Here is an 8,221-nt window from a genome sequence, read left to right as displayed (position 1 = left end):
CGGAGGAGGATCTGCGCGCCGGAGACCTGGTAGCGGCTGGCCACCTGGTCGGCGTGCTTGAGGAAGCTGGAGTAGACGCCGGTGTAGCCCATCACGGCGCGGTCAGCTACCGGGCAGGACCTGGATCTTGCGGCCCTCGCCGCGGCGGAAGGACTCCAGCGCGGCGGCGTAGTCGTCCAGGGGCAGGCGGTGGCTGATGAAGATCTCCGGGTCCAGCACGCCGGCGGCGAAGAGGTCCGCGGCCCGCTCGAAGGAGTGCAGCACCGCCATCGAGCCGGTGATGGTGATCTCCTGGTTGTAGATCTTGTACGGCTCGATCACCGCGCGCGCCGAGTAGTCGGAGACGCCGAACTGCAGGAAGGTGCCGCCCTTGGCCACCCGGCCCAGCCCGTCCTGGATGGCCTTCTCGTTGCCGGTGCAGTCGATGACCACGTCCCAGCCCTCCGGCCGGTCCAGCTCGTCGGCGTTGGTGGCGGTGCCGGTGACGCCGATGCGCTGGGCGGTGGCCAGCCGGTCCGGGTTCAGGTCGACCACCTCGATGCTGGCCGCGCCGGTGCGCTTGCCCAGCTCCAGCATCATCAGGCCCATGGTGCCCGAGCCGTAGATCAGCACTCGGCTGGCCAGCTGCGCGTTGAGGATGTCGTAGCCGCGCACCGCGCAGGACAGCGGCTCGATCAGCGCGGCGTCCTCGGTGCGGATGTGCTCGGGCAGCGTGACGCAGTTGGCCACCGGCGCCACCGCGAACTGGGCCGCGCCACCGGGCTTGCTGACCCCGATGGCGTTCCAGCGCTCGCACAGGTTGTTGCGGCCCACCCGGCAGTAGCGGCATTCGTGGCAGTACAGCGAGGGGTCCACCGCGACCCGGTCCCCGGCGCGGACCTCGGTGACCTCCTTGCCGGTCTCCACCACGACCCCGGCGAACTCGTGGCCGGGCACCACCGGCAGCGTCGGGGCGAACTCCCCTTGCAGGATATGGAGATCCGTGCCGCACAGGCCACAGGCGGCCACCTCGACGACGACCTCGCGGGGACCCGGCGCGGGATCGGGCACCGTGGTGACCTCGACCTGACCGACTCCGCTGATGACGGCGGCCTTCATTACTTCACAGCTCCCAACGACAGGCCCTGGACCAGCTTGTCCTGGGCGGCGAAACCGGCGACCAGCACCGGCAGTGACACCACGGTGGCCGCGGCGCACATCTTGGCCAGGAACAGGCCCTGGCTGGTGACGAACCCGGTGAGGAAGACCGGCGCGGTGCCCGCGACGACCCCGGTCAGCACCCGGGCGAACAACAGCTCGTTCCAGCTGAAGATGAAGCAGATCAACGCGGTGGCCGCGATGCCGGGCATGGCCACCGGCGCGACCACCCGGCGCAGCGTGGTGACCAGGCCCGCGCCGTCCAGCGCGGCGGCCTCCAGCATCTCCTTGGGGATCTCGGCCAGGAAGGAGCGCATCAGCCACACCGCGATCGGCAGGTTCATCGAGGTGTAGAGCACCACCAGGAAGGAGATGTTGTCCAGCAGCCCGGAGTACTGGGCGATCAGGTAGATCGGCAGCAACCCGGCGACCACCGGCAGCATCTTGGTGGAGAGGAAGAAGAAGAGCACATCGCTCCACTTCTGCACCGGCCTGATCGAGAGCGCGTACGCCGCCGGAACGGCAAGCAGGAGAACGAGGATCGTCGATCCGACGCTGGCGCTGACCGAGTTGAGCAGCGGCGGCCACGGGCTGGCCCCGCCGTCGGCGCCGAAGAACTCCGCGTAGCCGTCCAGGGTGAGCGGGGCCAGGATGGACGGCGGGTTGGTGGCCGCGTCGGACTCGCTGTGCAGCGAGGTGAGCACCATCCAGGCCACCGGCAGGAAGAACAGGATGCCGGCGAACCAGGCCAGCGCGCCCCATGGGCGCCACGTGCGGCGGGTCATCGGGTCACCTCGTCTTTCAGCAGGGAGGACACCGCGCGCAGCGCGAAGGTGGCGATGATGATCGAGCCGATCACCACGACCACCCCGGCGGCGGAGGCCTGGCCGTAGTCGTGCGCCTGGTAGAAGGTCTGGTAGATGGTGTAGGGCAGGTTGGCGGTGTCCAGGCCGCCGGAGGTGATGGTGAACACCGCGTCGAAGTTCTGCACGATGTAGATCGAGCCCAGCAGCGCGCCCAGCTCCAGGTACTGGCGCAGGTGCGGCAGGGTCAGGTAGCGGAAGACCTGGAAGCCGCTGGCGCCGTCGATGGAGGCGGCCTCCACCGCGTCCAGCGGCCGGGACTGCAGGCCCGCCAACAGGATCAGCATCATGAACGGCGTCCACTGCCACACCAGCGAGGCGACCACCGCGACCAGCGGCATCTCGCTGATCCAGTCCACCTCGGTGCCCAGCAGGCCGTTGAACAGGCCGTACTCGGGGTTGTAGAGCGCGTGCTTCCACAGCAGCGCCGCGGCCACCGGCACCACCAGGAACGGCGCGATCAGCATCGTGCGCACCAGGCCCCGGCCGCGGAACTTGTTGTCCAGCAACAGGGCCAGGCCCAGGCCGAGGATCAGGCTGACCAGCACCACGCTGGCGGTGAGCAGGATCGTGGTGAGCACCGAGGACCGCAGGTTCGGGTCGGTGACCACGGCGAGGTAGTTGTCCAGCCACGCGAAACCGCGGTTCTCCGGGGCCAGGGAGTTCCACTGGAGGAAGGAGATCACCAGGGTGGCCACGAACGGCAGCTGGGTGACCGCGATGGTGAAGATCAGTGCGGGCAGCAGCGGCGCGCGCCGGGCCCAGCGGGCCGCCTTGGACGCGCTGCGCGGCTGCGCCGGCGGACCGGTGACCGGCGCGGGGCGGGTGTCGAGGGTGGTCATCGTTCCTCCTCTCAGTTCCGGTACTTCTTGGCGACCTTGTCCGCCAGGCCTTGCGCGGCCCGCAACGCCTCGTCCACGGACTCGCGCCCGGCGATGGCGGAGCTGATCTCCTGGGAGACCTGGGTGCCCAGGTTGGTGAACTCCGGGATGCCGACGAACTGGATGCCGTAGGCCGGACGCGGCTGCACCCCGGGGTTGCGCGGGTCGGCGGTGGCGATGGCCTCGCGGGTGGCGCCGGCGTAGGAGCCGCCCAGCTTCAGGTACTCCGGTCGCTGGTAGGTCGAGGCGCGCTTGCCGTCGGGGACCTTGGACCAGCCCAGCTGCTGCCCGGCCACGGTCTCGTAGTCCTTGCCGCTGGCCCAGGACAGGAACTTCCAGGCCGCCTGCTGCTTCTTCGATGCCTGCTGCACGGCGAAGGCCCAGGTGTAGAGCCAGCCGGAGCTCTTGGTCTTGACCACCGGCGCCTGGGCGAAGCCGAGCTTGCCGCGCACCGGGGAGTCCTGCGCTTCCAGCAGGCCGGCCGCGGAGGTGGCGTCGTACCACATGGCGACCTTGCCCTGGGTCATGTTGTTCAGGCACTCGGCGAAACCCGCTTGCGGGGCACCGGCTTCACCGTGGTTTCGGACCAGGTCCACGTAGAACTTGGTGGCCTCGGTGAACTCCGGCGCGTCCAGCTTGGCCTGCCAGTCCTGGGTGAACCAGGTGCCGCCGAAGGTGTTCACCACGGTGGTCAGCGGCGCCATCAGCTGGCCCCAGCCGGGCTGGCCGCGCAGGCAGATGCCCTTCATGCCGGGCTCCGCGCCGTCCACTTTGGACGCGATCTCGGCGACCTGCTGCCAGGTCGGCCGTGCCGGCATGGTGAGGTTCTTCGCGGCCAGGATGTCCTTGCGGTACATCAGGAAGGAGGACTCGCCGTAGAAGGGCTGGGCGTAGACCTTGCCGTCGGCCGCGGTCAGCGACTGCCGGATCGGCTCCAGCACGTCCTGCTGGTCGAAGCCGGGATCGGCGGCGATGAAGCCGTCGAGGGGCGCCAGCCACTTGTTCTTGGCGTAGATCGGCACCTCGTAGTTGGACAGGGTGGCGATGTCGTACTGCCCGGCCTGGCTGGTGAAGTCCTGGCTGATCTTGTCCCGGACGTCGTTCTCCGGCAGCACGGTGAAGTTCACCTTCACGCCGGTGCGCTTGCTGAAGTGCTCGGCGGTCAGCCGCTGGATGTCCAGCATCTGCGGGTTGTTCACCATCAGCACGTTGATCGAGTTCGGGTCGTCAGGGTCGCCGATGCCGCCCGCGCCCGCACAGCCGGCGGCTAGCAAAGCCGAGGCGAGCGCGAGAGCGGCGAGTCGCCGGGGGGTGGGTGACGTCATCGTCCTTCCTTCCCTGAGTGCGGGCAGCACGGCAGGGGCCGCCGCGGGGGCGAACCTGTTGGGGGAACTGGAGTTGTGCGGGTCAGACCCGGATGACCTTGGGGCCCAGCAGGGCGTAGCGGTGGGCCTCGGTGGGGGAGAGGGTGGTGTCGGTGATGATCGCCTCGAAGTCCGAGACCGTGGCGAAGCGGCTGAAGCTGGCCACGCCGAACTTGGTGTGCACCCCGACGAAGACCTTCCGCCGGGAGGACTGGATGGCCTGCGCCTTGACCGCGCTGACCACCGGATCCGGGGTGGTGAGGCCGTGTTCGCGGGAGATGCCGTTCGCGCCGATGTAGGCCAGGTCGATGACCAGCTCGCTGAGCATCCGGATCGCCCAGTGGTCCACGGTGGCCTTGGTGCGGCCGCGGACCCGCCCGCCGAGCAGCAGCACGGTGAAGCTGGGCTGCTCCGACATCGCCGCCGCGGTGGGCAGCGAGGCGGTGACCACGGTCAGCGGCCGGCCGTTCGGCAGGTTCTCGGCGATGAGGTGCGGGGTGAAGCCCTCGTCGATGAACACCGTCTCGGCCTCGTCCAGCCGGTCGGCCGCGGCCCTGGCGATGCGCTGCTTCTCCGGGACCATGGACGCGGCCCGGAAGGCCAGCCCGGTCTCGAACCCGGCGCTCTCCACCGGCAGCGCGCCGCCGTGCGTGCGGCGCAGCAGCCCGTGCTCGCCGAGGGTCTTGAGGTCGCGGCGCACCGTCTCCGGCGCGACCCCGAACTCCACCGCCATGGCCATCACGTCGACCTTGCCGTCGGCTCGCGCCCTGGCCAGGATGCGCCGCTTGCGGTCTTCCGCCTGCATCCAGACCTCCTTGTCCGTTCGGGCTTCGAACCTGGGCTCAACCGTGCCCGTTCGGGCTGCGCATAGGTTTAACACCGCCGAAACGGTGTGGCCAGCACCACAACCCAGCCGGTCAATGCCCGTTCGGTGTCCGTTTCACCGCCGGGCTACCAGGGGTTTTCCCAGGTAATCGATCTACCCGGTCGGCCGGGATGTCCGTTTGGTGTGATCCACGCGCCCGGATCGCGGTCCGCAGCCGGTCAGGAGTCACTCGGCCGGGTGGCTTTCCGGCGCTGGTCCTGACCGACCGTGCACACCACGCCGAGCACCAGCGGCAGCGCGAGCGCCGCGACCAGGATCATCCCGCCGTCGTGCCCGCCGCCCAGGAAGCCCTGCACCATCGGGCCCACCGCCGCCGAGGCCGCCGCGGCGGCCGACAGCGCGCCGGCCGCGGTGGTCGGCGAGTCGGTCGCGGCCGCGCCCAACGCGGTGACCAGCGGGTACAGCGGGGCGATGCCGAGCCCGGCGACCGCGGTGGCCACGGTCAGACCGGGCACGTCCGGCCCGTAGAGCACGATGCCGCCGGTGCCCGCGGTGGCCATCACGGCGGCGCCGATCAGCAGCGGCGCGGTGCCCAGCCAGTCGACCAGGCGCACCGAGGCCAGCCTGCCCACCGCGACGCTGATCCAGAACGCCGAGGTCACCGCGGTGGCGGCACCAGGGCCGGCGCCCGCGACGAGCACCGCGTTCTGGTAGGACCAGTCGGCCAGCCCGGCGTTCATCATGTTGACCGCGGACACCGCCACCATCGGCGCGGCCAGCACGCCGAGCCCGATCGGCAGCCGGGGAGCCGCTGCCCGGGTGAGTCCGGAAACGGGCGCGGCCTGGTAGACGAACAGGCGGCTGCCCAGCACGGCCATGGTGCCCGCGGCCAGCGCGTAGGCCGCGCCCCAGTGCCCGGTGAGGCGGCAGAGGTAGACCAGCAGCGGCCCGGCGATGGAGCCGAGGCTGTACCAGAAGTGCAGCGCGGCCACGTGCCGCGGCGCCTCGTCACCCATCCTGGCCACCACCTCGGCGTTGCACACCACGTGCAGCCCGCCCTGGCCGAGGCCCCACAGCACCGAGGCCAGCACCGCCACTGGCAGCCCGGCCGGCAGCAGCAACAGCAGCAGGCCCGCTGAGTAGCAGAGGAAACCGGCGAGGCCGAGCAGCGCGGTGGACAGCCGGGCGCCGAGCCAGGCGCAGCTGACCGAGGCGAGGAACTGGCCGAGCTGGCGGCCGGAGCGGATCGAGCCCGCCATCGGCAGGGTGATGGCCAGCGTCTGCGCCAGGTCGCCGAGGGTGGGGCCGAGCAGCGCGCTGCCGAAGCCGAGCACACCGAAGACACCGCAGCTGAGCCAGAACCACTGGCGCGTCGGCCGGGGACCGGCCGCCACCTGGTGGTTCACCGGAACGGGTGAGAGCATCCGGTCTTTGTGGCAGACGTTGTGCGTCCGGTCGAGTTGTTGCATCGGCGGAATGAAACCAAGGGGAGAAAGGGACTGCTTTATCGTGCAAGCGGTTACCTATGTACGCCTGTTTTCGCAGGCAGGCGGGTTGTCCGATGGTCGGATGGATGATCATCGAGCAGAGTCGGACATCCGGGAACTTGAATTTCACCCGCTGGGAGCCGGTTTCAATTTAGACTCGGCCCAGACAGGTGTGTGCAAGCCAACGGGGTGTCGGTTCGACGTTCGCGGTCCCTCGATGGGAGGCTGTTGCGCGTCCTGGGTAGACGGGCAGTGATGAGGATGGACTCGAGCCGGTGAATGCGAAGAAGCTGATCGTGGTGTTGGCGGTCGTTCTGGTGATCTACCTGATCATGAACGACCCAACGGGTGCCGCCGGCGGTGTGCACGGCATCCTGGGCATGCTCCGCAGCGCCGCGGAGTCGGTGATCACGTTCGTGCAGCGGTTGTTCGCCTAGCCGAACAGCAGCAGCGCGAGGCCGAGGGCGGCGACGATGTTGACCAGCGTCGCCGCACCGAAAACTCCCACCGGTCGCCACCCGGCCGCCCGCAGCGCCCCGGCCCGGAACTCCAGGCCGATGCTGACGAAGGCCAGGATCAGGAACCAGGTCCGCAGGTCGTTGGCCACCCCCAGCGCCGCCTTGCTCTCCGCCGCGGGCACCAGTCCGATGTAGACGGTGGTGAGCACCGAGGCGGCCAGAAAGCCGAGCACGAACTTCGGGAACCGCTGCCACAGCCCGCGCGCCACCGAGCGGTCGGTGGCGCCGGTGCGCTCGACCTTGAGCGCGAAGTAGGCGGTCAGCGCCACCGCGACCACACCGAGCAGCGCGTTCTGGGTGACCTTGACGATGGTGGCGATCTCCAGCGCCTTCTCCCCGGTGAGCGTGCCCGCCGCGGTCACCGCCGCGGTGGTGTCGATGTTGCCGCCGATCCACGCCCCCGCTACTTCATCCGGCAGGCCGAGCGCGGCCGCGGCCCAGGGCAGCACGAAGATCGACGGCAGCGCGAAGACGATCACCAGGCTGGCGCTGTAGGCGAGCTGTTCTTTCTTGGCCTGCACCGCACCCGCGGCCGCGATGGCCGCGCTGACCCCGCAGATGGCCACCGCGCAGGACAGCAGCGCGCGCAGCTTGTCCTCCAGCCCGAGCCGCCCGCCCAGCCACCAGCTGAAGCCGAAGACGATGGTGATCAGCAGCAGCGACTGCACGATCGCCGGTCCGGCCGCGCGCACGATCACCGCCAGGTTGATCGAGGCGCCGAGCAGCACCAGCCCGGTCTTGATGAAGAACTCGGTCCGGAAGCCCCCGGCCAGCCGGTCCCGCAACCCGGTCCCGGCGAGCACCACGTTGCCCAGCAACCCCAACAGGATCGCGTACACCGGGAACTCCACCGAGGCCCCGATCCCGGCCAGCGCGGTGCCCCTGGTCAGCTCGGGCACCGCGGCGGAGAGGTAGCGGGCCAGCGCGCCGAGCGCGAGCACCACGAGCACGCCGAGCCCGGCCCAGGCGAGCGCGGGGGAGCGCAGGGGAGTGGTCGCGGTGGCCATCACGGCACCAGCCCCGGCGGGAGGACACCGGCGAGGGCGAGGACGAGCAGCGCCAGGCCGACGAGGACGGCCAGCCAGTCCTCGCTCAGCCGGCGGGCGGGCCGGGAGTCGGTCATGGCAGGCGACGCTAACCGTGAT

General features: G+C 70.1%; 9 protein-coding genes. 1 reads left to right on the top strand and 8 read right to left on the bottom strand.

The window, feature by feature from the left end:
• The 7 genes from ACWDY5_RS36920 to ACWDY5_RS36890 all read right to left on the bottom strand — a co-directional run.
• Positions 1–92, bottom strand: a 92-nt coding sequence (locus tag ACWDY5_RS36920) for a hypothetical protein (protein WP_449726770.1), incomplete at its 3' end; no start/stop codon positions are given.
• A 10-nt stretch (positions 93–102) separates the two neighbouring features.
• Positions 103–1,098 (bottom strand): zinc-dependent alcohol dehydrogenase family protein, encoded by a 996-nt coding sequence (locus ACWDY5_RS36915; protein WP_449726767.1) that lies wholly within the window; start codon positions 1,096–1,098, stop codon positions 103–105.
• Complete coding sequence (locus ACWDY5_RS36910) at positions 1,098–1,922, bottom strand: carbohydrate ABC transporter permease (RefSeq protein WP_449726766.1); 825 nt, start codon at positions 1,920–1,922, stop codon at positions 1,098–1,100. Before ACWDY5_RS36910 ends, ACWDY5_RS36915 begins: the two co-directional genes overlap by 1 nt.
• Complete coding sequence (locus ACWDY5_RS36905; RefSeq protein WP_449726765.1) at positions 1,919–2,842, bottom strand: carbohydrate ABC transporter permease; 924 nt, start codon at positions 2,840–2,842, stop codon at positions 1,919–1,921. Before ACWDY5_RS36905 ends, ACWDY5_RS36910 begins: the two co-directional genes overlap by 4 nt.
• Before the next feature lie 11 nt (positions 2,843–2,853).
• Positions 2,854–4,206, bottom strand: a complete 1,353-nt coding sequence (locus ACWDY5_RS36900; RefSeq protein ID WP_449726764.1) for an ABC transporter substrate-binding protein — start codon at positions 4,204–4,206, stop codon at positions 2,854–2,856.
• Between the two features lie 82 nt (positions 4,207–4,288).
• Positions 4,289–5,050: a DeoR/GlpR family DNA-binding transcription regulator gene (locus tag ACWDY5_RS36895; RefSeq protein WP_449726763.1), complete on the bottom strand. Its 762-nt coding sequence runs from the start codon at positions 5,048–5,050 to the stop codon at positions 4,289–4,291.
• Positions 5,051–5,289: 239 nt separating this feature from the next.
• Positions 5,290–6,540, bottom strand: coding sequence for an MFS transporter (locus tag ACWDY5_RS36890; RefSeq protein ID WP_449726762.1), 1,251 nt, complete (start codon positions 6,538–6,540; stop codon positions 5,290–5,292).
• 293 nt (positions 6,541–6,833) lie between these two features.
• Between ACWDY5_RS36890 and ACWDY5_RS36885 the strand changes: the two genes are divergently transcribed.
• Positions 6,834–6,995, top strand: coding sequence for a hypothetical protein (locus ACWDY5_RS36885; protein WP_449726761.1), 162 nt, complete (start codon positions 6,834–6,836; stop codon positions 6,993–6,995).
• On the opposite strand, the gene ACWDY5_RS36880 is transcribed toward ACWDY5_RS36885, so the two are convergent.
• Positions 6,992–8,083, bottom strand: coding sequence for a YeiH family protein (locus ACWDY5_RS36880; protein ID WP_449726760.1), 1,092 nt, complete (start codon positions 8,081–8,083; stop codon positions 6,992–6,994). The two genes, ACWDY5_RS36885 and ACWDY5_RS36880, sit on opposite strands and share 4 nt — an antisense overlap.
• Between the last annotated feature and the right edge of the window lie 138 nt (positions 8,084–8,221).

Source organism: Crossiella sp. NPDC003009 (assembly GCF_053591555.1).
This window is presented reverse-complemented; position numbering and strand designations above follow the sequence as displayed.

Excerpts from the sequence above, each read along its gene's own strand:
- ACWDY5_RS36915 (WP_449726767.1), bottom strand. The coding sequence starts at position 1,098 with ATGAAGGCCGCCGTCATCAGCGGAGTCGGTCAGGTCGAGGTCACCACG.
- ACWDY5_RS36905 (WP_449726765.1), bottom strand. The coding sequence starts at position 2,842 with ATGACCACCCTCGACACCCGCCCCGCGCCGGTCACCGGTCCGCCGGCG.
- ACWDY5_RS36895 (WP_449726763.1), bottom strand. The coding sequence starts at position 5,050 with ATGCAGGCGGAAGACCGCAAGCGGCGCATCCTGGCCAGGGCGCGAGCC.
- ACWDY5_RS36880 (WP_449726760.1), bottom strand. The coding sequence starts at position 8,083 with ATGGCCACCGCGACCACTCCCCTGCGCTCCCCCGCGCTCGCCTGGGCC.
- ACWDY5_RS36890 (WP_449726762.1), bottom strand. The coding sequence starts at position 6,540 with ATGCAACAACTCGACCGGACGCACAACGTCTGCCACAAAGACCGGATG.
- ACWDY5_RS36910 (WP_449726766.1), bottom strand. The coding sequence starts at position 1,922 with ATGACCCGCCGCACGTGGCGCCCATGGGGCGCGCTGGCCTGGTTCGCC.
- ACWDY5_RS36900 (WP_449726764.1), bottom strand. The coding sequence starts at position 4,206 with ATGACGTCACCCACCCCCCGGCGACTCGCCGCTCTCGCGCTCGCCTCG.